The organism is Pseudomonas sp. BGA-UO-ETr-WB11 (assembly GCF_059567785.1).
Map to the genome: position 1 here is coordinate 317769 of NZ_JCAQOS010000004.1, position 21280 is coordinate 339048.

Here is a 21280-nt window from a genome sequence, read left to right on the forward strand (position 1 = left end):
CGGCGCCTGGAGGGCGCAGAGAGGATTGCCTCGAACTCGTAACACCCGCCAACAGCCTGCCGGTGCACCATGAGGGTGCCGCCTGCGCTGCTTCCAGTCGGTGCGCTGGAACACATAGCCCCGTCCGGTGACTGTTTCAGGGGGTGGTGGCTGAGTGCTGATGGAAGGCTTTTATATTCGATATAGTTACTAAAAAATAACTAACAATTCTTTTGAGGAATTAGCGGGCTGCCCTAAAGTCAGCTCCAAGCCGACAGCGGACCACCGCACCGAGCCCATGAATGATGGGGCTCACCCTTTTTCACCAGCAGAACCCGGTGCTAAGTACGCCGGACAAGCAAGCTGGATCGAGCCCCACTGCAGTGCCAACACGCACACTTAATTGCATCTGGAGCTTGAGCATGAAACCACTATCCCTACCGCTGGCCATCGCGCTTGGCATTCTCGCCCAACAGGCCGGCGCCGCTGGTTTTGTCGACGACAGCAAGGCCACCCTCGGCCTGCGCAACTTCTACATCAACCAAGACACCCGCAACGCAGACGCCAATACCCAGGAAGAGTGGGGCCAGGGCTTTCTGTTCAACTACACCTCGGGCTTCACTGAAGGCACCGTTGGGGTTGGCGTCGATGCACTTGGGTTGGCTGGGATCAAGCTCGATTCGGGTAAGGGCCGTCATGGCAACGCCGACTCCAGCAAGTACGCCGGCACCGTATTCCCAACCGATGAAGACGGCCGCGCTGTCGATGAGTTCGGTAGCCTTGGTCTGACAGGCAAGGTGCGCATCTCCAAGAGTGAAGGGCGTATTGGCACCCTGCAGCCGAAGCTGCCGGTAGTAACCTTCAACGACGGTCGTCTGCTGCCGCAAACCTTCGAAGGCGGGCAGATCACCAGCAACGAATTCGACAACCTGACCCTGATCGGCGGTCAACTGGAACACGCCAAGGGCCGCAGCTCGAGCAGCAACGAAGGCCTGTCGATTGGCGGTGCCAACAACGCTAAAACTGGTCAGTTCGTTAACCAGTTCTACTATGCCGGCGCCGACTACAAGCTCAGCAAGGACCTGCTGGCGCAGTACTACTACGGCAATCTGGATGACTTCTACACCCAGCATTTCCTCGGCTTGACCCACAACCTGGCGCTCGGTGCCGGCGTGCTGAAGTCTGATCTGCGCTACTTCAACAGCGGCTCCGATGGCAAAAACGGCACGGCTGCCGGTGTCGCCGAGGGCTTCGCCAGCACCGGCTATTACGGCTTGAATGCCCAGGGCAAGGGCATCACCAAGGGCGAAGTCGACAACAACACCTGGAGTGCGCTGTTCACTTACACCCTCGGCGGCCATGCCCTGAGCGCGGGTTATCAGCAGCTCTCCGGCGACAGCAACTTTCCGTTTCTCAACCAGGGTGATGGCGCTACGGCGTACCTGATCACTGATCGGCAAATCGGCAAGTTCGCCAACGCGGGCGAACGCACCTGGTTGACCGAGTATGCCTACGACTTCGCCAAGCTCGGCGTGCCGGGCCTGAAGGCCACCGCCACCTATTTGTCTGGCAGCAACATCGAGTCGGCCACGGGTGACAAGCAAGAGTGGGAACGCGATTTCCGCCTGGATTACGCCCTGCAGGACGGCGCCCTCAAAGGCCTGGGTTTCTCCTGGCGTAACGCCAGCCTGCGCGGCAATAGCAGCACCGCCGACCAGGATGAGAACCGTTTGATCGTCAGCTACAGCTTGCCGCTGTTGTAAGCCCCGTTTGCCGGGAGCCGCGCAGGCTCCCGCTTTACCTAGCAGGAGACGCACCATGACCATTCGCCTTGGCGACATCGCCCCCGATTTTGAACAGGACTCCAGCAGCGGTCGCATTCGTTTCCACGAGTGGCTGGGCAACAGCTGGGGTGTACTGTTCTCGCACCCTGCCGACTTCACCCCGGTGTGCACCACCGAACTGGGTTTTACCGCCAAGCTCAAGGACGAATTCGCCGCCCGCGGGGTCAAGGCCATCGCCTTGTCCGTGGACCCGGTGGACTCGCACCTGCGCTGGATCGACGACATCAACGAAACCCAGCACACCACCGTCAACTTCCCGATTCTGGCCGATGCCGATCGTAAGGTGTCCGACCTCTACGACCTGATTCACCCGAACGCTAACGACACCCTGACCGTGCGTTCGCTGTTCATCATCGACCCGCACAAGAAAGTACGGCTGATCATCACCTACCCGGCTAGCACCGGGCGCAACTTCCACGAAATCCTGCGGGTGATCGACTCGCTGCAACTGACCGACAACCACAAGGTTGCCACCCCCGCCAACTGGCAGGACGGTGACGAGGTGGTGATCGTGCCGTCGCTCAAGGACGAAGACGAAATCAAGCAGCGCTTCCCCAAGGGTTATCGCGCCGTCAAACCCTACCTGCGGCTGACCCCGCAACCGAATCGCTAGGAGCACGGCATGTTGGTGGTATCTCTAGGCGGCAGCCCGAGCCTGAAGTCCCGTTCGGCGGTGTTGCTCGACTATGCGCGGCAACGTTTGCAGCAACAGGGCGTTGAGGTGATCAGCTACCAGATCCGCGATTTCGCTGCCGAAGACCTGCTGCATGCACGCTTCGACAGCCCGCAGATCCAGTTGCTCATCGAGCAGATTGCCCAGGCCGATGGCGTGCTGGTGGCCACGCCGGTGTACAAGGCGTCGTTTTCCGGGGCGCTGAAAACCCTGCTCGACCTGCTCCCGGAGCGGGCCTTGCAACACAAGGTGGTACTGCCGTTGGCCACGGCCGGCAGCAGTGCTCATATGTTGGCGGTGGATTACGCCCTGAAACCGGTGCTGGCCGCACTCAAGGCCCAGGAAATGCTGCAAGGCGTGTTCGCCGAAGACTGCCAGATCAGCTACGGCGAAGGCGCTGCCCCAGCGGAGCTGGTGCCGGTGCTGCAAGAGCGTCTGGATGACGCCCTGGAACACTTTTTTGCGGCCCTGGCCCGACGGCCAAAACCGCTTGATCCGCAGTTATTGAACGACCGGCTGGTAAACGCCCGCTGGAGTATTTGAAACCCTGACAAGAGTTTGCTGCACGGGCCTGCGCCCAAGCAGCCGCCTCACCGCCTCACTCACCCGCCAACGGGCGAGCAGGTCACCAAACCCTCATTGAATGCAAAGGAGAGCGCCATGCGCACTAGCACTTTGCGTCGGAGCCTGGTCGCCCTGTTTGTCGCGGCCACGTCTATCGGCGCTGTTACCCAAGCCCAGGCCGAAACGCTACGCATCGGTTATCAGAAATACGGCACCCTGGTGCTGCTCAAAGCCAAGGGCACCCTGGAGAAACGCCTGGCCGTGCAGGGCGTCGAGGTGAGCTGGACTGAGTTCCCAGGTGGCCCGCAGCTGCTGGAAGGGCTTAACGTCGGTTCGATCGACTTCGGCGTGACTGGCGAAACCCCGCCGGTGTTCGCCCAGGCCGCCGGTGCGAACTTGCTGTATGTGGCCTATGAGCCGCCAGCACCGAGCAGCGAAGCGATCCTGGTGCCCAAGGGCTCGAGCCTGAAATCGGTGGCCGAGCTGAAAGGCAAGAAAGTCGCCCTCAACAAAGGATCCAACGTCCACTACCTGCTGGTGCGCGCCCTGGAAGATGCGGGTCTGAAGTACAGCGACATCACCCCGATCTACCTACCGCCGGCTGACGCTCGTGCCGCGTTTGAGCGGGGTAGTGTGGACGCCTGGGTGATCTGGGACCCGTTCCTGGCCGCCGCCGAGAACCAGCTGCAAGCCCGTAGCCTGCGCAATGGCCAGGGCCTGGTGGACAACCACCAGTTTTACCTGGCAACCAAGCCCTATGCCGAGCAACACCCGCAGGTGCTTAACACGCTGATCGAAGAAGTGCGTGCCGTCGGTGAAGACTCCAAGGCCGATCCCGTCGCCGTCACCGAACAGGTCGCGCCATTGCTGGGGTTGTCTAAGGACATCACCGCCGTGGCAGTCAAACGCCAGGGTTATGGCGCGCAGCTGATTACCCCTGAGGTGGTCAAGGCGCAGCAGAAGATCGCCGACACCTTCACCGCCCTGAAGCTGATCCCCAAACAACTCAGCATTAAAGATGTGATCTGGACTCGGCCGGATGCGGTACCGCCGGCCAAGGTCGCGCAGCAGTAAGTCTTCACCGCTAGCCCGGAGTATTTCCGGGCTAGCGCACGCCGTTTTCTAAGGAGTCCACTCCATGAGTTTGAATATTTTTTGGTTCCTGCCCACCCACGGCGACGGCCATTACCTTGGCACCGCCGAGGGCGCGCGCGCCGTCGATCACGGCTATCTGCAGCAGATCGCCCAGGCGGCAGACCGCCTCGGTTTTGGCGGCGTGTTAATTCCCACCGGGCGTTCCTGCGAAGACTCCTGGCTGGTGGCAGCGTCGCTGATCCCGGTCACCCAACGACTTAAATTTCTGGTGGCGCTGCGCCCGGGGATCATTTCTCCGACCGTGGCGGCGCGCCAAGCGGCCACCCTGGACCGTCTGTCCAACGGCCGCGCGCTGTTCAACCTGGTCACCGGTGGTGACCCGGACGAGCTGGCCGGTGACGGCCTCAACCTGTCTCACGCCGAGCGCTACGAAGCCTCGGTGGAATTCACCCGCATCTGGCGCCGCGTGCTGGAAGGCGAGACCGTCGATTACGCCGGCAAACATATTCAGGTCAAGGGCGCCAAGTTGCTCTATCCGCCGATCCAGCAGCCGCGTCCGCCGTTGTATTTCGGTGGCTCGTCCGAGGCTGCGCAAGACCTCGCTGCCGAGCAGGTTGAGCTGTACCTGACCTGGGGCGAACCACCGGCCGCCGTGGCAGAGAAGATCGCCGAAGTTCGCGCCAAAGCCGCCGCGCAAGGTCGTGAAGTGCGCTTCGGCATCCGCCTGCATGTGATCGTGCGTGAAACCAATGCCGAGGCCTGGGCCGCCGCTGACAAGCTGATCAGCCATGTCGATGACGAGACCATTGCCCGCGCCCAGGCGTCCCTGGCGCGCTTTGATTCGGTCGGTCAGCAACGCATGGCCGCCTTGCATGGCGGCAGCAAGGACCACCTGGAAGTCAGCCCCAACCTCTGGGCCGGGGTCGGCCTGGTACGCGGTGGTGCCGGCACGGCGCTGGTCGGCGACGGCCCGACCGTGGCAGCGCGGGTCAAGGAGTACGCGGCGTTGGGTATCGATACCTTCATCTTCTCCGGTTATCCGCACCTGGAAGAGTCATATCGGGTGGCCGAACTGCTGTTCCCCCATCTGGACGTCAACCGCCCAGCGGTGCCGGAAGGCCGCGGCTATGTCAGCCCGTTCGGCGAGATGGTGGCCAACGACATTCTGCCCAAGGCGGCAGCGCAGCGTTAAGGAGCTGCACTCGCACGGACGCGGGAAGCCAACGCAGGAGCGCCCGAACGGCTGCAGGATGCGGCCACTTATTTTTAGGCATGACGACTGGCCAGCGCCGTCGTTACGAGGTTGAACATGAGTACAACAATTGAACGCTTGGCCTTGCGCCTGGCGCCTTGGGCCTTGCCGATTGCCTTGCTGGCAATCTGGCAGATCGCTGTGGTCGCCGGCTGGCTGTCGACGCGGATTCTGCCAGCCCCCAGTGCGGTGCTGACCGCCGGCTGGAGCCTGCTGGAAAGCGGCGAGATCTGGACCCACCTGGCCATCAGCGGCTGGCGCGCCGGCATCGGCTTTGCCATCGGCGGCAGCATCGGCCTGACCCTGGGCTTTATTACCGGCCTGTCGAAGTGGGGCGAACGCCTGCTCGACAGCTCGGTGCAGATGATCCGTAACGTGCCGCACCTGGCGCTGATCCCGCTGGTGATCCTGTGGTTCGGCATCGACGAGAGCGCGAAGATCTTTCTGGTCGCCCTTGGCACCCTGTTCCCGATCTACCTGAACACCTACCACGGCATCCGCAACGTTGACCCGGCGCTGGTGGAAATGGCCCGCAGCTATGGCCTGTCCGGGTTCAGCCTGTTCCGTCAGGTGATCCTGCCAGGCGCCTTGCCGTCGATCCTGGTCGGCGTGCGCTTCGCCTTAGGCTTTATGTGGCTGACCCTGATCGTCGCGGAAACCATCTCTGCCAGTGCCGGCATCGGTTACCTGGCAATGAACGCCCGCGAGTTCCTGCAAACCGACGTGGTGGTGCTGGCGATTCTCTTGTACGCAGTACTGGGCAAGCTGGCCGATAGCAGCGCCCGTGGTCTTGAACGTATCTGGCTGCGCTGGCATCCGGCCTATCAGGCCAAGGCGGGTGGACAATGAGCGTTCTCCACAGTCTGAAAAGCGGCCTGCCGCTGGCCATCAACGGCATCCACAAGGCCTTCGGTACGCGGCAGGTGCTGCACAACATTGACCTGCGCATTCCAACCGGGCAGTTCGTTGCGGTGGTGGGCCGCAGTGGTTGCGGCAAGAGCACCTTGCTGCGCCTGCTGGCCGGGCTGGATCAGCCCAGCGGTGGCGTACTGAGCGCCGGTAATGCGGGATTGGCGGCGTCGCGCAGTGATATCCGCCTGATGTTCCAGGACTCGCGTCTGCTGCCGTGGAAGCGGGTGATCGACAACGTCGGCTTGGGCCTGACCGGCGACTGGCGGGCCAAGGCCCTGCAAGCGCTGGACGCGGTCGGCCTGGCCGATCGTGCCAATGAATGGCCGGCGGCCTTATCCGGCGGGCAAAAGCAGCGCGTAGCCTTGGCCCGCGCGCTGATTCATCAACCGCGGCTGTTGCTGCTGGATGAACCGCTGGGTGCACTGGACGCCCTGACCCGGATCGAGATGCAGCAACTGATCGAGCGTCTGTGGCAGCAACATGGTTTTACCGTGTTGCTGGTGACCCACGATGTCAGCGAGGCGGTGGCGATTGCCGACCGGGTGATCCTGATCGAAGACGGCGAAGTCGGCCTCGACCTGCAGGTCGATCTGCCACGGCCTCGTCAGCGTGGTTCGGCGCGCCTGGCCGCACTGGAAGCCGACGTGCTCAACCGGGTGCTGGCGCTGCCGCTCATCCCACCGGAACCAGAACCGCTTTCACCCTTGCCCACGCAGTTGCGCTGGGCGCTGTAACCCTAACCGTAAATTCGTACCCCCAATCCAAGGAGCAACACCATGACCATTAAAGCCATCAACGTACGCAACCAGTTCAAAGGCAACATCAAGGAAATCGTCCTCGGCGACGTGCTGTCGGAAATCGACGTGCAAACCGCTTCCGGCATCGTCACTTCGGTGATCACCACCCGTTCAGTGCGCGAACTGGACTTGAAGGTGGGCAGTGAAGTGATCGCCTTCGTCAAATCCACCGAGGTGTCGATCGCCAAGCTGTAAGTGTGTGCGACACCAACGCAAGCCCGGCATTTGCCGGGCTTTTTTCTGCGTGGAGTTTGGGCTGCGTTAGTGCGCTGAGCAGTGCTGACGACAGGTGCAAAAGCCCAACTTTGATCACTACTTGTGGGAGAGGCCATATACGCATTGCTAGAAAAATGCGCGCGGTGATTTTTGCAAGTGTCCGAATGCAGATGCTAAGGAGAACATAAAGGCAAACTTTATAATTACTAAAGTTGCGATACCAAGTTGTGAAATCTTCTCTTGCACACCATAGGTTTGGGCTGAGACTAGAGCCATTCCGATCAGGCTGAAGATAATTCCATAGAATGCACCTGCGATAGCGCCATTTCTGAGTGGAGAAAATTTAGAAATGTAACCAGTGACAAATCCGCCGACTAACCATGGAAGGTTATAGACAGCATCCAGCATGAACTCTGCGAGAGGGTTGCTTAGTGCGACTTTGATAAATTTAACAATCAGCAATGCAATTGCTGCAGCGGCTAGTCCGAGTAGTACAGGTTTACGTTCCATGTTTTTCTCTAACGTTTGGTTAAGGGGCGGGCTTTAGCCCGTCCCAGTGAGCGAGGTGAACGATTTGAACCACTAGTTAGGTTTAGCCTACACAAACCATGTGAACGCACCGACAATGCAAATGATTGGCGCGGACGCAATGACTAAAAACAGACCAAGACAACCTGACTTGGATGAAGCGTAAGAGCTTCGGCTTTCTTGTTGTTCTTTAGGCTGCTCGCGCAGCCATCCTTGGTGGCAAGATTTGCAATATAACCTATTTAAGCCTCTATTCCAGGCAAGCACTGTTCTCTCGTCGTGACTGGAGACTGACCGGCACTTTGAGCATGAGAATAGTTTATTTGCAGGCTGCTTTTTTCTACTTGACATGAAGAAGGAAATTACCAGGAAAATAGCACCAGGCACCAAAGCAGACTCTGGCTTGCCTGTTTTCACGAAAAGGCCTAATGAGATAACAAAAAGTATAACCAAAATAAAATAGGTAAAATAATCTAGCACGTCTTTTTTAACAGGCTCAGTTACTATTTTTTTAGAAGCCGCAGGCTTTGCAAGTAAAACGCCTTCAAGTAGTACATATGTTGCTTTGAGACGACCTTGAGAATCCTTTGCTATTTCAAAAACAACCGCGTCGCCAACCTCTGGTTTGCGAGTGGCTTTTTTGACGCTTGAAATATGAAAGAAAACTTGTTCGCTTTTACCGTCAGGAGTAATGAAGCCGAAGCCTTTTTCATCTTTCCATGATGTGATTTTTCCATTCATTCTTATGATGCTCTCATTTTTAATAGCGTACCTAACGTTTGGTTAAGGGGCGGGCTTTAGCCCGTCCCGAGTGAGCGAAGCGAACGGCTTGAACCACTAGTTAGGGGCATTTCAACTCCATGCCGCGCGCCAGCTCTGAATTATAACGCTCTGCGAAATTTATAGCTGCCGGCTGTAGATTAACTATTTCATCGCTGCACAAAACATCGGATGTACCAGGCATATGTTTGATTTGTGCTTTTTGATGCAGGCAAGCCATTACGCCGCTTGTAAGCCCTGGAGTGCTTACCGAGTAGCCATACACCCCATAAAATGCGGGATTGGAAAGTTTTGCTTCTTCTTTTGCTAGCTGCTCAGGATTGAGCTGAAGGAGTTCTTTGAGTTCGGCAAGGTCTTTTTCTTGTGGTGGACAATCAACTGTTTCAGTTGCAGCGCATGCAGAAAGAAGAACCATCATAGTGGTTAGTGCAATGCGTCCAAGCACAGGTAATGCTCCTAACTATAAGTAGACGACACAAGTGACTTAATGCTTTGCGCCGCTTGTATTCGATAACACTCCTTGTCCATGCGTAACTCCTTGTTTGGCTTGAGTGCCGCGCCAGAAACGCGGCATAAGGCGGGGAGGTAAAGCGACATGGCTTGTGTGCACATTACGGGCGGGGCTGCAGCATGTCCATGATCGGCTTTTGGCCTGTTGCTAGGTTCTAAGACCCTCCTTTTCAGGTTGTGCGTAGCCTTTAGGTTTTATCCCTGTTTATGCCGATTGCCGCTGGCCTGGACGATACGGGCGGCGGGCACGCGCAACTGGGTCAGGAGGTATTCGGCAAAGTCTGGCGCGTAAGGCTGACGGGCGATGGCGCCGGCCATGCACTGCAACCAGGCGGCGCTGTGGGTTTCGTCGATGGGCCATTGGGCATGGAACGCTGGGATGGCAATCGGCCCGTAGCGTTCGCTGAACAACCGCGGGCCGCCCAGCCAGCCGCTGAGAAAACAGGCCAGCTTGTCGCGTGCCAGTTGCAGGCTTTCAGGGTGCATGGCGCGGATCGCCACAGCTTCGGGCCGTTCATCCATCAGCGTGTAGAAGTCATCGACCAGGCGTTGCAGGCCGTCGATACCGCCGGCGGCCTGGTAGGACGCGTCGCCGACGCCGTAGGCAGGGGATTGGCTCATCTGCAATGCTCCGTGAAAAACCCCATTGTAACCACCACGCGCTGGGCGCCTGCCTGGGGCGGAGCGCCGCAGGGGGATTCAGCGCAGAAAAAAGCCCGCTGATCAGCGGGCTTTGGTTTTGTGATGGTTCAACTCAGTGACCGTTGGCCGCAAAGCTGGGCCGTGGTTTGAAGTACAGGGTTTCGCCACGGATCAGGCCGGCCAGGCTGGCGTGGTCGTTGACCACTTCGGCTTCGATCAGCTCGTCCTGGCCCTCGACTTTCAGGGTCACGCGGGTGATGGCGCCGAGCGGGCGGATGTCGCGTACTTGGGCTGCTAGGTGCTCGGCTTGGGTCAGGCGCGACAGGGAAATTTCGTGCGGACGGAACAAAATGTGCCCGTCATCGCCCAGGTGCAGGCGGTTGGAGTCGCCCAAGAAGTGATAAACGAAATCGCTGGCCGGTTTCTCATACACCTCAGCCGGTGTGCCGATCTGCTCGATCACGCCCTTGTTCATCACCACGATGCGGTCGGCCACTTCCATGGCTTCTTCCTGGTCGTGGGTAACGAACACCGAGGTCAGGTTGATCTCTTCGTGCAGGCGCGCCAGCCAGCGGCGCAGTTCTTTGCGCACCTTGGCATCCAGGGCGCCGAACGGCTCATCCAATAGCAGGATTTTCGGCTGCACGGCCAAGGCGCGGGCGAGGGCGATACGCTGGCGTTGGCCACCGGAGAGTTGCTCCGGGTAGCGATCGGCCAACCAGTCGAGCTGCACCATGTTCAGCAGTTCATGCACCTTGTGGGCGATTTCTTCTTCGCTGGGGCGCTGCTTTTTCGGCTTCATGCGCAGGCCGAAGGCGACGTTGTCGAACACCGTCATGTGGCGGAACAGGGCGTAGTGCTGGAACACGAAACCGACGTTGCGGTCACGCACGTCGTGGCCGGACACGTCTTCGCCATGGAACTGGATGCTGCCGGTGTCGGGGGTTTCCAGGCCGGCGATGATGCGCAGCAGGCTGGTTTTGCCGCAGCCGGACGGGCCGAGCAGGGCCACCAGTTCGCCGCTGTGTATGTCCAGGTTGATATCGTTGAGGGCACGGAAGGCGCCGAAGTTTTTGCTGATATTGCGAACTTCAATACTCATGACTTATTCCTCATCGTCTGCGGATTTCAGACGGGACAAACGGGCTTCGCTCCACTGCTTGAGCAGCAGGATGATCAGGGCCAGGGCGAGCAGCAGGCTGGCGACGCTGAAGGCGGCGACGTGGTTGTATTCGTTGTAGAGAATCTCGACGTGCAGCGGCAGGGTGTTGGTGTAGCCACGGATATGCCCGGACACCACTGACACCGCGCCAAACTCGCCCATGGCCCGGGCGGTACACAGCACCACGCCGTAGATCAGGCCCCATTTGATGTTGGGCAGGGTCACGTGCCAGAACATCTGCCAGCCGTTGGCGCCGAGCAGGCGGGCGGCTTCTTCTTCCTGGGTGCCTTGCTCCTGCATCAGCGGGATCAGCTCGCGGGCGACAAAAGGCACAGTGACGAACAGGGTGGCCAGTACGATGCCGGGCACGGCGAAGACGATCTGGATGTCGTGCTCGCTCAGCCACTCACCAAAGTAGCCTTGGGCGCCGAACAGCAGCACGTAGATCAAGCCGGCAATCACGGGCGAGACCGAGAACGGCAGGTCGATCAGGGTCACCAACAGGCTCTTGCCGCGGAACTCGAACTTGCTCACGCACCAGGCGGCCGAGACGCCGAACACCAGGTTGAGCGGCACCGAAATACCAACGGCAATCAGGGTCAGCTTGAGTGCCGAAATGGCGTCGGGTTCGAGAATCGAGGTGAAGAAGGTGCCAAACCCGAGCTTCAATGCCTCGCTCAATACCATGTACAGCGGCAGCAGCAGAAACAGCGCGAAGGCCAGCCAGGCGCTGAGGATCAGCAGCCGGCGCGCCCAGGCATTGCCGCGGCGGGCGGCATTGCGAGTGGCGGCTGCGCTAACAGTAATAGATGACATGGCAGCCTCCTTAAGGGGTTTCGATACGGCGTTGCAGCAGGTTGACCAGCAGCAACAGGACGAAGGAGACCACCAGCATCAACACGCCGATGGCGGTGGCGCCGGTGTAGTCGTACTGGTCGAGCTTGACCATGATCAGCAGCGGCAGGATCTCGGTTTTCATCGGCATATTGCCGGCGATAAAAATCACCGAACCGTACTCGCCCACGCCACGGGCAAAGGCCAGGGCAAAGCCCGTCAGCCAGGCCGGTAGCAGGGCTGGCATGAGGATGTGGCGAAACACCTGCAACGGCTTGGCGCCCAGGCACGCGGCGGCTTCCTCGACCTCGCGGGGGATGTCCGCCAGCACCGGCTGCACCGTACGGACCACGAAGGGCAGGGTGACGAAGGTCAGCGCCAGGGTGATGCCCAGTGGGCTGTAGGCGATTTTGAAACCCAGGTCGGTGGCAAATTGGCCGATCAAACCGCTGGGCGCATACAGCGCTGTCAGGGCGATACCGGCCACGGCAGTGGGCAGGGCGAAGGGCAGGTCGATCATCGCGTCGATGATCTTGCGGCCGGGGAAGGTGTAACGCACCAGCACCCAGGCCAGCAGGGTACCGATCAGGCCATTCACCAGGGCTGCGTAGAAGGCGGTGCTGAAGCTCAGTTTGAGCGCAGCCAGTACCCGCGGCGCGCTGATGATGGTGATGAATTGGCTCCAGCTGAGATCGCTGGTTTTCAGAAACATGGCACCCAGGGGGATCAGCACCAACAGGCTGAGGTACACCAGGGTGTAACCCAGCGTCAGCCCGAAGCCGGGTATGACGGGGGAAATGCGGCGAGACATGGGGTGTCCTTATTCTGGGTTGGAGCGGTAGGGCTTTTTCCATGCAGAGAAGGTGCAGCTGAAGCGTCACGAGCGCAGCGCAGACAAGGCGAAGACCGGCGAGGGCCGCGGAGTTTACGGGCTGTAAATGAGCAGGCCCGAGCCGGTCTTCAACGCAGTATGAGCAAGCGCAGTAGCTTCAATTGGCCTGGTAGATTTGGTCGAAGACGCCACCGTCGTTAAAGAACTTCGGTTGGGCGGTTTTCCAGCCGTTGAAGTCTTTGTCGATGGTCACCAGCTTCAGGCTCGGGAACTGCTTGGCGTACTCGGCGGCAACGGCTTCGTTGCGTGGGCGGTAAAAGTTCTTCGCCGCGATGCGCTGGCCTTCTTCGCTGTACAGGTACTGCAGGTAGGCTTCGGCGACCTTGCGGGTGCCTTTCTTGTCGACGTTTTTATCGACGACAGCCACCGGTGGTTCGGCCAGGATCGACAGCGACGGCGCGACGATTTCAAACTTGTCGCCGCCTTGCTCTTTGAGGGCCAGGAAGGCTTCGTTTTCCCAAGCCAGCAGCACGTCACCAATGTTGTTGTTAACGAAGGTGATGGTCGAACCGCGAGCACCGGTGTCCAGTACCGGCACGTTTTTATACAGCTGCTGCACGAACTCTTGGGCCTTGGTTTCGCTGCCGTATTTCTGCTGGGCGTAGGCCCACGCGGCGAGGAAGTTCCAGCGTGCACCGCCGGAGGTTTTCGGGTTCGGGGTGATCACTTCAACGCCCGGCTTGACCAGGTCATCCCAGTCCTTGATGCCTTCCGGGTTGCCCTTGCGCACCAGGAACACGATGGTCGAGGTGTACGGCGTGCTCGATTGCGGCAGGCGGGTTTGCCAGTCTTCCGGGATCAGCTTGCCGAGCTTGTACAGCTCGTCGATATCGCCAGCCAGGGCCAGGGTTACCACGTCAGCTTTCAAACCATCGATCACCGCACGGGCTTGTTTGCCCGAACCGCCGTGGGATTGCTGAAAGGTCACGGCTTCGTTGCCAGCGGCGGTCCAGTGTTGGTTAAACGCCTTGTTGTACTCGGTATACAGCTCACGAGTCGGGTCGTAGGACACGTTAAGCAAGGTGGTTTCGGCCAACACGGGGGTGGCGAACAGGGCGGCGGTCAGCAGGGACAGGCTTAGCTTGCGAATGGACATGTGAATCTCCTCTGCGTGCGGCATTGGCGGCACGGCTCATCTGTTTGGGGGTGTTGCTGTGGCGTAGTTGCGTTGCGGGTTAGCGACACATTCGGCGGCGACAGCGATACAGATGGGGAGTTGCGTTGAGGTGCGTGGTCATGGTCGTGCTCTTGTGGTCAGTGGCTCGGGGTCATGTCACGCCCTCTGGTGGTCCAGTCGGGCGACGGTATTGCGGTGTTTCAGGCCTGGCGGTTGTTATTGCCTTGCAGGCGGATTTTTTCTTTCCGTTCGATCTGTACGATCTGGCCGTTATGGACGGTGATTTCTACCGAGCCAAAACGCAGGTTGCGCAGGGCCGTCTGGATTTCTTGCAGGATGCTGGCTTCATCGCTGCCATCGATTTTTTGAAGAGTTGCGCTCATTTTGCTCTGCTCCTTGCGGTTGCCGCTCGGCGGGTTAGCGGCATGGGGCAGATACTAATCAGGCTTTATTATTTCTAAAAAGACTGTTTGGTAATTTTAATATAACCAAAAGATAATTTTTGATGAGTGCATAGCGGCAGCACGGACTGAAGACGGTGACCAAAGGACTGCGGACGCTTGCCGGGTGAGTGGCGCTTTCCAAATAAAAAGCCGCGCAAACCATTGAGGTGTGCGCGGTTTTTTTGTGGCCTATGCGGCGGGGTTAGGGCGCCGGGTTGGGTTGTTCGCGGTGGATGGCTTCGATGCCTTGCAGCACGGTGTCGGGTAGTTGCAGGTCGAGGCTGGCGATGTTGCTGTCGAGCTGCGCCAGGGTGGTGGCGCCGATGATGTTGCTGGTCAGGAAGTCGCGGCTGTTCACATAGGCCAGGGCCATTTGCGCCGGGTCCAGGCCGTGTTCGCGGGCCAGTTGGATATAGGCGCTGGCGGCGCGGCGGGCCTGCGGGTTGTTGTAGCGCTGGAAGCGTTCGAACAGGGTCAGGCGGCCGTCGGCCGGCTGGGCACCGTTTTCGTATTTACCTGATAGCAGGCCGAAGGCCAGGGGCGAGTAGGCCAGCAGGCCGACCTGTTCGCGGATGGCGATTTCCGCCAGGCCCACCTCGAAGCTGCGGTTGAGCAGGTTGTACGGGTTCTGGATCGACACCACCCGTGGCCAGCCATGTTTGTCGGCCAGATGCAGGAAGCGGTGCACGCCCCAGGGCGTTTCGTTGGACAGGCCGATGTGACGGATTTTGCCGCTGGCCACCAGCTCGGCGAGGGCTTCGAGGGTGTCTTCAATCGGCGTGAGGTGGGCGTCGGCGTTGTGCGTATAGCCCAGTTGGCCAAAGTAGTTGGTGTGCCGGTCCGGCCAGTGCAGCTGGTAGAGGTCGATGTAGTCGGTCTGCAGGCGTTGCAGGCTGGCGTCCACGGCGGCCACCAGGTTGGCGCGGTCGAAGTGGGCGTGACCGCCGCGAATATGGCTCATGCCGTTGCCGGGCGCGGCGGCCTTGCTGGCGATGATCCAGTCGCTGCGCCCGCCAAAGCGTTGCAGATAGTTGCCGATGATGCGTTCGGTGGCGCCGGCGGTTTCGCCCTTGGGCGGTACCGGGTACATCTCGGCGGTGTCGATAAAGTTGATGCCGGCGGCCTGGGCGCGGCGGATCTGCTCGAAGCCTTCGGCTTCGTTGTTTTGTTCGCCCCAGGTCATGCTACCCAGCGCCAGGGCGCTGACGTGCAGAGGGCTGGTGCCAAGCGGGCGGTAAAGCATGGTGAACTCCGGTGTTGGAACAATAGGGTTAGTCAGGGGATCGTCGGCTCACGCGGCGGTGAGCCGACCAGCAAGCGGATTATTCGGCCTCAAAGCGACTCAAGCGGCGGCGCAATTGGCTGTTTTCGGCGCGTAGCTGCTCCAGTTCATCCAGCAACTGCAGCGCCAGAGCAATGCCGGCCCATTCGATCTGCAGTTCGCCTTGCAGGCGCAGTGCGCGCTTGGCGATGGCCAGGGCGTTGGCGTCGAACAGCCATTGCTCCGGGCTGGCGCCGCTGGGTTCGAGGATACCGTGCTCGATGATTTCCAGCAGCGCCGCCTGGGGCAGCTCGGCGCTCTGGCAGAACTCGTGAATGTTCAGTTGCAGGATCAGGCTGCTCATCATCACTTACTCCATTCGGCACGCGGATCGAAGGCAGCCTGTTCGGCCAGTTGCGCCCACAGTGCGCGGGTCGGCTCGTCGGCCTGGGCGGGGATGACGATCTTGAACAGCGCGTACAGGTCGCCACGCTCGCCCTGCTTGTTCATCAAGCCTTTGCCCTTGATGCGTAAACGCTGACCGTTCTGGCTATTGGCCGGGATGCTCAGGTGAATCTTGCCGTCCAGGGTTGGCACGGTGACCTTGCTGCCCAGCGCCGCTTCCCAGGGCGCCAGCGGCACGGTGAGGATCAGGTTGTGTGCCTCGACATCGAACAGTGGGTGCGGTACCAGGCGAATGATCAGGTACAGATCGCCATTTGCCGCGCCGCCCAGGCCCGGTGCACCCTGACCCTTGAGGCGGATGCGCTCGCCGTCGCTGACGCCGGCGGGTATTTTCACATTCAAGGTCTTGCTGATGGGCGCCAGGGGCCGGCCGTCGGCGCTGTATTGCGGCAACTGGAAGGCAATTTTCTTGGCCTCATCCGCCAGGGTTTCTTCCAGCAGAATCGGCAATTCCATTTCCACGTCTTGTCCTCGGCGGCCACTGCTGCGGCCTGGGCCTTGGGTGCGCCCGGCGGCGCCAAACAGCGATTCAAAAAAGTCGGAATAGTCGCGGCCGCCGCCCATCTCATCGGCAAAACCGGCATTGCCACGTGGCTGCCAGCCAGGTGGCGGCTCGAACGGTCGGCCTTGCTGGGCGTATTTACGCAGCTCGTCGTACTCGGCGCGCTTCTCGGCGCTTTTCAGCACCTCGTAAGCTTCGGCGACTTCCTTGAACTGATTCTCGGCGTCTTTTTCCTTGCTGACGTCCGGGTGATATTTGCGCGCCAGCTTGCGGTAGGCGGCCTTGACCGCCTTGTCGTCAGCCCCAGGCTCAAGCCCGAGTACCTTGTAGTAATCCTTAAAGTCCATCGCACTACCCCGAGTGATTCATCCGTAACGGTCTGCGCGCCAGCCAGCGCGTGCAATGTGGCAAATATGCTGCTCTGCAGACTGATATGGACGCTACGCCGGCCTTTTGCAAGCGTGCGGGTTGGCGATCAAGTCAGTCGGTGGCTGCGGTTGATAGGGCGGCTAGGTTAAGCGCGCTAGCGCACCGACGCTGGTTTGAGCGCCTGCCATTGTGGGTCGCAGGCCGGTCGCAATGTCGCAGCAGGTCGAATACGTTCGAGGCTGTTGGTGCCGCAGGGGGCGGTACGCTAAACGCGTTTGTCTGCTCGTGAGGTTACGCAGCGGTCAGGCCTTTTCTGTTCTTGCCAGAGTGGCCGTACGCTTATGTGTGCTGGCGTACCGAACGGTCGGGCAAAAGCATTCATAGTGCTGGCAATGTGCAGCGCACCTTGCGCCTGCATCGGCACTACGGAGATTCACGCCATGCTGCAAACACTTGCGATTGTCTTGTTGATTCTCTGGGTCTTGGGCCTGGTCTCGTCTTACACCATGGGTGGTCTGATCCACATCCTGCTGGTGGTGGCGATCGTCATGATCCTGGTGCGACTGATCCAGGGTCGGCGGATCATTTAGGGATAATGTTTATGAATGGACTACGAGGCGTGGCGCTTGCGCTGATTATTGCCGGTGTACTGGGGCTGACGTACGGCGGCTTCACCTACACCAAAGAAACCCACAAAGCCGATATCGGCTCGTTGCACCTGTCGGTGGATGAAGAGCAGCGGGTCAATGTACCGATCTGGCTCGGCATCGGTGCGCTGGTATTCGGCGGCATCTTGCTGCTGGTTGGGCGCAAGAACTAAAGGGCATCGCCGCCTTGCGGCGCAGATGGCCTGATTGGCTCTGGGAGGTTTGGCCCAGGGTCAATGCTTAATGGTTTTAACCTGCTTTATTACTCAAGGATGCACCATGAAAAACTTAATGCTTGTGGCGTTCTGCCTGCTCAGCCTGACCGGTTGCGCCAGCGAATACATCATCGCCACCAACGACGGCAAGATGATCACCACCAACGAGAAGCCTGAGTTGGATGAAGAAACCGACATGCTCCACTACCAGGACGAAGAGGGTCGCGACCAGCAGATCCAGAAGTCTGAAGTGAAACAGATGATCGAACGCTAGACCGCACGGGCACGGGTATTACCCGTGCTTGAAGCAAAAAAAGACCGGACATTGTCCGGTCTTTTTTTGCCCTGAATAACTGACCGGCAGGTGAATGCTGGTCAGCCTGGGTATGCGTTGCGCTTGGGTTTTGTCGGTGCTGATTTGTCCGCGCAGTTCGCGGCTAAAGCCGCTCCTACAAGGGCGGCCAATCCATAGGCCAACCTCTATTCAGTGCTTGGCGATCAGGTTGCCGGCGTGCAGGCCACACTCCTTTTGGGTGGCTTCCTCCCACCACCAGCGGCCTTCGCGTTCGTGCTGGTTGGGCAGGACCGGACGGGTGCAGGGCTCGCAGCCGATACTGATAAAACCCTGTTCATGCAGGCTGTTGTAGGGCAGTTCGAGCATGCGGATATAGCCCCAGACTTCCTCGCTGGTCATCTGCGCCAAGGGGTTGAACTTGTACAGCGGCCGCTCCGGGGTAGAGAAGGCGCTGTCGATTTCCAACGCGGCTACCTGGCTACGGGTGCCGGGGCTCTGGTCGCGGCGCTGGCCCGTGGCCCAGGCCTTGACGGTACTGAGCTTGCGCCGCAACGGGGCGATCTTGCGCACGCCGCAGCACTCGCCATGGCCATCCTTAAGGAAGCTGTACAGGCCTTTTTCCTTGACCAGGGCTTGGACCTCGGCGGCTTCCGGGGAGAGCACTTCGATGGCAATGCCGTAGTGCTCGCGCACCTGCTCGATAAAACGGTAGGTCTGCGGGTGCAGGCGGCCGGTATCCAGGCTGAAGACCTTGACGTTCTTGTTCAGCTTCCAGGCCATGTCCACCAGCACCACGTCTTCGGCACCGCTGAAGGAAATCCACAGTTCATCGCCAAAGTGCTCGAAAGCCAGTTTAAGGATGTCTTGGGGGGATTTATTGGCGTAGCTGGCAGCCAGTTCCGCAACGTCGAAAGGGTGACTCATCAGGCGGTTTCCTAGTGGTAATGGCGCTGCGCGCTCTGTGCCGGCGATGGTAGCAAAAAGCGGTTATGCGCCTAAATAACAAAGTTCCTATATAAAGCTTCATTAAGGATATAAGCCGCGCGTTGCACCGCGCCCGATGAGCCGCTAGAGTGCCGCCTAATTTTTATCCCCCCGAGGAGTGTCCCGTGGAAATTGCCTGTCTCGACCTGGAAGGTGTGTTGGTTCCGGAAATCTGGATTGCCTTCGCGGAAAAAACCGGCATCGAAGCGCTGAAAGCCACCACTCGGGATATTCCCGACTACGACGTGCTGATGCAGCAGCGTTTGCGCATTCTCGACGAGCACGGTTTGAAGCTGGCCGATATCCAGGCCGTGATTGCCACGCTTAAGCCGTTGGATGGCGCTGTAGAGTTCGTCAACTGGCTGCGTGAGCGCTTCCAAGTGGTGATTCTGTCGGACACCTTCTACGAGTTCTCCCAGCCACTGATGCGTCAGCTGGGTTTCCCGACCTTGCTGTGCCACAAGCTGATCACCGATGAAACCGATCGCGTAGTGAGCTATCAGCTGCGCCAGAAAGACCCCAAGCGTCAGTCGGTGGTTGCTCTGAAGAGCCTTTACTACCGCGTAGTGGCCGCCGGCGACTCGTATAACGACACCACCATGCTGGCCGAGGCCCATGCCGGGATTCTGTTCCATGCCCCGGAAAACGTGATCCGCGAGTTCCCGCAGTTCCCGGCGGTGCACACCTTTGACGACCTCAAGCGTGAGTTCATCAAGGCATCCAATCGCGAGCTGAGCCTGTAAGGCAGCAGCGCTGGATAAAAAAAGGCCCGCATTTGCGGGCCTTTTTTGTGGGCGCTGTTCAGGTTCGCTGTTTACTCATGGCTACGCGTTGGTAGGCGTGGTTTAGCGGCGAATTCGCGGCTGAAGCCGCTCCTACGGCTGGGCGCTTGCGTCGCCCTGGAGATTCTCCAGGGTGTCGAGCAGCACCTTCACCTTGGTGATGGACTCCTGGTATTCGGCCTGCCACTGGGAATCGGCTACGATGCCGCCGCCGCCCCAGCAGCTGATTTGTCCGTCTTTGACTAGCAGGCTACGGATGGCAATCGAGCTGTCCATTTCGCCGCGCACGTCCAGATACATCAGCGAGCCGCAATACAAGCCACGGCGGCTCGGCTCCAGCTCGTCGATGATCTGCATGGCGCGGATCTTCGGTGCGCCGGTGATCGAGCCACCGGGAAAGCTGCCGGCGATCAGGTCCAGGGCGTCTTTGTTGACGGCCAATTCGCCGGTCACGCTGCTGACCAGGTGATGGACGTTGGGATAGCTCTCCAGGGCAAACAGCTCGGGTACCCGGACCGAGCCCGTGCGGCAGCTGCGACCGAGGTCGTTGCGCAGCAGGTCGACGATCATCAGGTTTTCAGCGCGATCCTTGGCGCTGGCCAGCAGCTCGTCGGCCATTGCCGCATCTTCAGCGGGCTCGCTATGCCGCGGCCGGGTGCCCTTAATCGGGCGGGTTTCCACCGCGCCCTGGTGCAGACGCAGAAAACGTTCGGGGGACAGGCTGAGAATGGCGCTGTCGTCACTCAGTCGCAGATAGCCGGCAAAGGGCGTTGGGCAGGCGGCGCGCAAGGCGCGGTAGGCCGCCCAGGGTTCGCCCTGGCACGGCGCACGAAAGCGCTGGGCAAAGTTCACCTGATAACAGTCACCGGCGAGGATGTAGGCTTGAATCGCTTCAATCGCCTGCTGGTAGCGCTCGCGCGAAGTGTCGGCGCTGAAGCTGGTACTGAGGCGAAACGGCTGCGGGGCAGCTGGGGCCGGCTGCTGAAGCAGGGCCAGCAAGCGTTCACGCTCTTCAGCCGGCAGCGTTGGGTGACACACCAACTGGCTGGTGCCGCGTTGATGGTCGCTGATCAAGGCCCAGGCATACAGGCCAAAGCGCGCGTCCGCCAGGCCTAGATCATCGACGGCCTGGTTCGGCATGGGTTCCAGGCGCCGGCCAAAGTCATAGGCCAGGTAACCCAGCAATCCACCGACAAACGGCAACTCGTATTCGCCCGGCAAGGTCGCCGGGCCCAGGCGCTGCAGGCTTTTGCGCAGGCGAGCGAGGAAGTCGTTGGCCGATTCGTCGGTACCCGGTGCCAGCTCTGCCAATGGCCAGGCGCTGAGAATGTCGTAGCGTCCGCGTCCAGCCCCTGGTCGCCCACTGTCGAGCAGTACGGCACCGGGGGCATGACGTAGGCAGGCAAAGTAGGCACCAGGGTCGGCGCTGTAAGGCAGTGGATGTACGGTGCTTATAGGCATGCTGGGTGATCGCGATCAGCGGGAAGAGATTGTAGTCCGGCGCAACCGTACATCCTAGA

General features: G+C 59.8%; 26 protein-coding genes. 12 read left to right on the forward strand and 14 right to left on the reverse strand.

The genetic code is table 11. The features are described 5' to 3' along the window. The first annotated feature begins 401 nt into the window (after nucleotides 1–401). The 8 genes from AC56DI_RS04620 (at nucleotide 402) to AC56DI_RS04655 (ending at nucleotide 7311) form a co-directional block, all read left to right on the forward strand. Nucleotides 402–1742: an OprD family porin gene (locus AC56DI_RS04620; RefSeq protein WP_496345134.1), complete on the forward strand. Its 1341-nt coding sequence runs from the start codon at nucleotides 402–404 to the stop codon at nucleotides 1740–1742. Between the two features lie 55 nt (nucleotides 1743–1797). Further along, nucleotides 1798–2436, forward strand: a complete 639-nt coding sequence (locus tag AC56DI_RS04625) for a peroxiredoxin (RefSeq protein WP_496345135.1) — start codon at nucleotides 1798–1800, stop codon at nucleotides 2434–2436. A gap of 9 nt (nucleotides 2437–2445) precedes the next feature. Next, nucleotides 2446–3039, forward strand: coding sequence for an NADPH-dependent FMN reductase (gene ssuE / locus AC56DI_RS04630; RefSeq protein ID WP_496345136.1), 594 nt, complete (start codon nucleotides 2446–2448; stop codon nucleotides 3037–3039). Nucleotides 3040–3156: 117 nt separating this feature from the next. Next, on the forward strand, nucleotides 3157–4134 hold the full coding sequence (locus tag AC56DI_RS04635; RefSeq protein ID WP_496345137.1) for a sulfonate ABC transporter substrate-binding protein: 978 nt from the start codon (nucleotides 3157–3159) through the stop codon (nucleotides 4132–4134). A gap of 64 nt (nucleotides 4135–4198) precedes the next feature. Next, nucleotides 4199–5347, forward strand: a complete 1149-nt coding sequence (gene ssuD, locus AC56DI_RS04640) for an FMNH2-dependent alkanesulfonate monooxygenase (protein WP_496345138.1) — start codon at nucleotides 4199–4201, stop codon at nucleotides 5345–5347. A 117-nt stretch (nucleotides 5348–5464) separates the two neighbouring features. Beyond that, complete coding sequence (gene ssuC, locus AC56DI_RS04645) at nucleotides 5465–6256, forward strand: aliphatic sulfonate ABC transporter permease SsuC (protein WP_496345139.1); 792 nt, start codon at nucleotides 5465–5467, stop codon at nucleotides 6254–6256. Then, complete coding sequence (ssuB, locus tag AC56DI_RS04650; RefSeq protein ID WP_496345140.1) at nucleotides 6253–7053, forward strand: aliphatic sulfonates ABC transporter ATP-binding protein; 801 nt, start codon at nucleotides 6253–6255, stop codon at nucleotides 7051–7053. Before ssuC ends, ssuB begins: the two co-directional genes overlap by 4 nt. A gap of 42 nt (nucleotides 7054–7095) precedes the next feature. Beyond that, nucleotides 7096–7311, forward strand: a complete 216-nt coding sequence (locus AC56DI_RS04655) for a TOBE domain-containing protein (RefSeq protein ID WP_324517349.1) — start codon at nucleotides 7096–7098, stop codon at nucleotides 7309–7311. Nucleotides 7312–7458: 147 nt separating this feature from the next. Here the strand turns inward: AC56DI_RS04655 and AC56DI_RS04660 are convergent, their stop codons facing one another. The 12 genes from AC56DI_RS04660 to cbpA form a co-directional block, all read right to left on the reverse strand. After that, complete coding sequence (locus AC56DI_RS04660; protein ID WP_496345141.1) at nucleotides 7459–7842, reverse strand: hypothetical protein; 384 nt, start codon at nucleotides 7840–7842, stop codon at nucleotides 7459–7461. Nucleotides 7843–7929: 87 nt separating this feature from the next. Beyond that, nucleotides 7930–8601 carry a cold shock domain-containing protein gene (locus AC56DI_RS04665; RefSeq protein WP_496345142.1) on the reverse strand — a complete coding sequence of 224 codons (672 nt, stop codon included), beginning with the start codon at nucleotides 8599–8601 and terminating at the stop codon, nucleotides 7930–7932. A gap of 100 nt (nucleotides 8602–8701) precedes the next feature. Beyond that, a complete protein-coding gene (locus AC56DI_RS04670) occupies nucleotides 8702–9085 on the reverse strand; it encodes a hypothetical protein (protein WP_496345143.1) in 384 nt (127 codons plus the stop codon). A 260-nt stretch (nucleotides 9086–9345) separates the two neighbouring features. Next, entirely contained in the window at nucleotides 9346–9771 is a 426-nt protein-coding gene (locus AC56DI_RS04675) for a group II truncated hemoglobin (RefSeq protein WP_496345144.1), read from the reverse strand. 133 nt (nucleotides 9772–9904) lie between these two features. Beyond that, on the reverse strand, nucleotides 9905–10894 hold the full coding sequence (locus tag AC56DI_RS04680; RefSeq protein WP_496345145.1) for a sulfate/molybdate ABC transporter ATP-binding protein: 990 nt from the start codon (nucleotides 10892–10894) through the stop codon (nucleotides 9905–9907). Nucleotides 10895–10897: 3 nt separating this feature from the next. Beyond that, complete coding sequence (gene cysW / locus AC56DI_RS04685) at nucleotides 10898–11770, reverse strand: sulfate ABC transporter permease subunit CysW (protein ID WP_496345146.1); 873 nt, start codon at nucleotides 11768–11770, stop codon at nucleotides 10898–10900. Nucleotides 11771–11780: 10 nt separating this feature from the next. Beyond that, nucleotides 11781–12599 (reverse strand): sulfate ABC transporter permease subunit CysT, encoded by an 819-nt coding sequence (gene cysT / locus AC56DI_RS04690; protein WP_324517355.1) that lies wholly within the window; start codon nucleotides 12597–12599, stop codon nucleotides 11781–11783. Nucleotides 12600–12777: 178 nt separating this feature from the next. Continuing rightward, nucleotides 12778–13776 carry a sulfate ABC transporter substrate-binding protein gene (locus AC56DI_RS04695; RefSeq protein ID WP_496345147.1) on the reverse strand — a complete coding sequence of 333 codons (999 nt, stop codon included), beginning with the start codon at nucleotides 13774–13776 and terminating at the stop codon, nucleotides 12778–12780. A 221-nt stretch (nucleotides 13777–13997) separates the two neighbouring features. Continuing rightward, complete coding sequence (gene oscA, locus AC56DI_RS04700; protein WP_324517357.1) at nucleotides 13998–14180, reverse strand: sulfur starvation response protein OscA; 183 nt, start codon at nucleotides 14178–14180, stop codon at nucleotides 13998–14000. A gap of 262 nt (nucleotides 14181–14442) precedes the next feature. Beyond that, nucleotides 14443–15483 (reverse strand): NADP(H)-dependent aldo-keto reductase, encoded by a 1041-nt coding sequence (locus AC56DI_RS04705; protein WP_496345148.1) that lies wholly within the window; start codon nucleotides 15481–15483, stop codon nucleotides 14443–14445. 79 nt (nucleotides 15484–15562) lie between these two features. Beyond that, nucleotides 15563–15868 carry a chaperone modulator CbpM gene (locus AC56DI_RS04710; protein WP_496345149.1) on the reverse strand — a complete coding sequence of 102 codons (306 nt, stop codon included), beginning with the start codon at nucleotides 15866–15868 and terminating at the stop codon, nucleotides 15563–15565. Continuing rightward, nucleotides 15868–16815, reverse strand: coding sequence for a curved DNA-binding protein (gene cbpA, locus AC56DI_RS04715; RefSeq protein ID WP_496345150.1), 948 nt, complete (start codon nucleotides 16813–16815; stop codon nucleotides 15868–15870). Before cbpA ends, AC56DI_RS04710 begins: the two co-directional genes overlap by 1 nt. Nucleotides 16816–17277: 462 nt before the next feature. Here cbpA and AC56DI_RS04720 point away from each other — a divergent pair, with 462 nt between their 5' ends. The 3 genes from AC56DI_RS04720 to AC56DI_RS04730 all read left to right on the forward strand — a co-directional run bounded on the left by AC56DI_RS04720 (nucleotide 17278) and on the right by AC56DI_RS04730 (nucleotide 17973). Then, entirely contained in the window at nucleotides 17278–17427 is a 150-nt protein-coding gene (locus tag AC56DI_RS04720; RefSeq protein WP_324517371.1) for a lmo0937 family membrane protein, read from the forward strand. Nucleotides 17428–17438: 11 nt separating this feature from the next. After that, nucleotides 17439–17657 carry a hypothetical protein gene (locus AC56DI_RS04725; protein ID WP_422588210.1) on the forward strand — a complete coding sequence of 73 codons (219 nt, stop codon included), beginning with the start codon at nucleotides 17439–17441 and terminating at the stop codon, nucleotides 17655–17657. A 106-nt stretch (nucleotides 17658–17763) separates the two neighbouring features. After that, nucleotides 17764–17973 carry a YgdI/YgdR family lipoprotein gene (locus AC56DI_RS04730; RefSeq protein ID WP_324517373.1) on the forward strand — a complete coding sequence of 70 codons (210 nt, stop codon included), beginning with the start codon at nucleotides 17764–17766 and terminating at the stop codon, nucleotides 17971–17973. A gap of 210 nt (nucleotides 17974–18183) precedes the next feature. Here the strand turns inward: AC56DI_RS04730 and AC56DI_RS04735 are convergent, their stop codons facing one another. Next, nucleotides 18184–18918 carry a phosphoadenylyl-sulfate reductase gene (locus tag AC56DI_RS04735; RefSeq protein ID WP_496345151.1) on the reverse strand — a complete coding sequence of 245 codons (735 nt, stop codon included), beginning with the start codon at nucleotides 18916–18918 and terminating at the stop codon, nucleotides 18184–18186. 185 nt (nucleotides 18919–19103) lie between these two features. Between AC56DI_RS04735 and thrH the strand changes: the two genes are divergently transcribed. Continuing rightward, nucleotides 19104–19721, forward strand: a complete 618-nt coding sequence (gene thrH, locus AC56DI_RS04740; RefSeq protein WP_496345152.1) for a bifunctional phosphoserine phosphatase/homoserine phosphotransferase ThrH — start codon at nucleotides 19104–19106, stop codon at nucleotides 19719–19721. Between the two features lie 132 nt (nucleotides 19722–19853). Here thrH and pabB read toward each other — a convergent pair whose 3' ends face one another. Continuing rightward, complete coding sequence (gene pabB / locus AC56DI_RS04745; RefSeq protein ID WP_496345153.1) at nucleotides 19854–21221, reverse strand: aminodeoxychorismate synthase component I; 1368 nt, start codon at nucleotides 21219–21221, stop codon at nucleotides 19854–19856. Nucleotides 21222–21280: the final 59 nt, after the last annotated feature.

What these genes read in the sequence shown, in the direction of transcription:
- AC56DI_RS04620 (WP_496345134.1), top strand. Translation starts at nt 402, where the DNA reads ATGAAACCACTATCCCTACCGCTGGCCATCGCGCTTGGCATTCTCGCC.
- AC56DI_RS04625 (WP_496345135.1), top strand. Translation starts at nt 1,798, where the DNA reads ATGACCATTCGCCTTGGCGACATCGCCCCCGATTTTGAACAGGACTCC.
- ssuE (WP_496345136.1), top strand. Translation starts at nt 2,446, where the DNA reads ATGTTGGTGGTATCTCTAGGCGGCAGCCCGAGCCTGAAGTCCCGTTCG.
- AC56DI_RS04635 (WP_496345137.1), top strand. Translation starts at nt 3,157, where the DNA reads ATGCGCACTAGCACTTTGCGTCGGAGCCTGGTCGCCCTGTTTGTCGCG.
- ssuD (WP_496345138.1), top strand. Translation starts at nt 4,199, where the DNA reads ATGAGTTTGAATATTTTTTGGTTCCTGCCCACCCACGGCGACGGCCAT.
- ssuC (WP_496345139.1), top strand. Translation starts at nt 5,465, where the DNA reads ATGAGTACAACAATTGAACGCTTGGCCTTGCGCCTGGCGCCTTGGGCC.
- ssuB (WP_496345140.1), top strand. Translation starts at nt 6,253, where the DNA reads ATGAGCGTTCTCCACAGTCTGAAAAGCGGCCTGCCGCTGGCCATCAAC.
- AC56DI_RS04655 (WP_324517349.1), top strand. Translation starts at nt 7,096, where the DNA reads ATGACCATTAAAGCCATCAACGTACGCAACCAGTTCAAAGGCAACATC.
- AC56DI_RS04660 (WP_496345141.1), bottom strand. Translation starts at nt 7,842, where the DNA reads ATGGAACGTAAACCTGTACTACTCGGACTAGCCGCTGCAGCAATTGCA.
- AC56DI_RS04665 (WP_496345142.1), bottom strand. Translation starts at nt 8,601, where the DNA reads ATGAATGGAAAAATCACATCATGGAAAGATGAAAAAGGCTTCGGCTTC.
- AC56DI_RS04675 (WP_496345144.1), bottom strand. Translation starts at nt 9,771, where the DNA reads ATGAGCCAATCCCCTGCCTACGGCGTCGGCGACGCGTCCTACCAGGCC.
- AC56DI_RS04680 (WP_496345145.1), bottom strand. Translation starts at nt 10,894, where the DNA reads ATGAGTATTGAAGTTCGCAATATCAGCAAAAACTTCGGCGCCTTCCGT.
- cysW (WP_496345146.1), bottom strand. Translation starts at nt 11,770, where the DNA reads ATGTCATCTATTACTGTTAGCGCAGCCGCCACTCGCAATGCCGCCCGC.
- cysT (WP_324517355.1), bottom strand. Translation starts at nt 12,599, where the DNA reads ATGTCTCGCCGCATTTCCCCCGTCATACCCGGCTTCGGGCTGACGCTG.
- AC56DI_RS04695 (WP_496345147.1), bottom strand. Translation starts at nt 13,776, where the DNA reads ATGTCCATTCGCAAGCTAAGCCTGTCCCTGCTGACCGCCGCCCTGTTC.
- oscA (WP_324517357.1), bottom strand. Translation starts at nt 14,180, where the DNA reads ATGAGCGCAACTCTTCAAAAAATCGATGGCAGCGATGAAGCCAGCATC.
- AC56DI_RS04705 (WP_496345148.1), bottom strand. Translation starts at nt 15,483, where the DNA reads ATGCTTTACCGCCCGCTTGGCACCAGCCCTCTGCACGTCAGCGCCCTG.
- AC56DI_RS04710 (WP_496345149.1), bottom strand. Translation starts at nt 15,868, where the DNA reads ATGATGAGCAGCCTGATCCTGCAACTGAACATTCACGAGTTCTGCCAG.
- cbpA (WP_496345150.1), bottom strand. Translation starts at nt 16,815, where the DNA reads ATGGACTTTAAGGATTACTACAAGGTACTCGGGCTTGAGCCTGGGGCT.
- AC56DI_RS04720 (WP_324517371.1), top strand. Translation starts at nt 17,278, where the DNA reads ATGCTGCAAACACTTGCGATTGTCTTGTTGATTCTCTGGGTCTTGGGC.
- AC56DI_RS04725 (WP_422588210.1), top strand. Translation starts at nt 17,439, where the DNA reads ATGAATGGACTACGAGGCGTGGCGCTTGCGCTGATTATTGCCGGTGTA.
- AC56DI_RS04730 (WP_324517373.1), top strand. Translation starts at nt 17,764, where the DNA reads ATGAAAAACTTAATGCTTGTGGCGTTCTGCCTGCTCAGCCTGACCGGT.
- AC56DI_RS04735 (WP_496345151.1), bottom strand. Translation starts at nt 18,918, where the DNA reads ATGAGTCACCCTTTCGACGTTGCGGAACTGGCTGCCAGCTACGCCAAT.
- pabB (WP_496345153.1), bottom strand. Translation starts at nt 21,221, where the DNA reads ATGCCTATAAGCACCGTACATCCACTGCCTTACAGCGCCGACCCTGGT.